The sequence below is a fragment of the Motilimonas sp. 1_MG-2023 genome (assembly GCF_030547455.1).
Classification (GTDB): domain Bacteria; phylum Pseudomonadota; class Gammaproteobacteria; order Enterobacterales; family CBDFNC01; genus Motilimonas.
The window spans coordinates 1-290 of the sequence record NZ_JAUOPX010000154.1 but is presented as its reverse complement, the minus strand read 5'-3'; the positions used below and the strand labels follow the sequence as shown (position 1 = coordinate 290).

General features: G+C 54.5%; 1 protein-coding gene. It reads right to left on the bottom strand.

All coding sequences use genetic code 11. The features are described 5' to 3' along the window. On the bottom strand, positions 1–290 hold a 290-nt coding region (vgrG, locus tag Q4519_RS21845), incomplete at both ends, for a type VI secretion system tip protein VgrG (RefSeq protein ID WP_303516054.1).

The following is a 290-nucleotide window of genomic DNA, read 5'->3' as shown; positions in this document are numbered from 1 at the left end:
ATGTAAATTTCTTCTTGGCCCACTTCGTCTTCAAAGCGCAGCTCGTTGTAGCCGTCGCCTTTGTGGGTTTCGGTGCGTAGCACGGTGCGGGTTTTATGCTCGGGCAGGGCGTAAGGTGGCTTGTTGGTGGCATGATAAGTGCGACCTGTGATGATCGGTTGGTCTGGATCGCCTTCTAAAAAGCTGACAATCACTTCGTGGCCAATACGTGGGATGGCCATCATGCCGTATTGGGTGCCGGCCCAACCTTGAGACACGCGTACCCAGCAGCTGGCGTTTTCGTCGTTGTT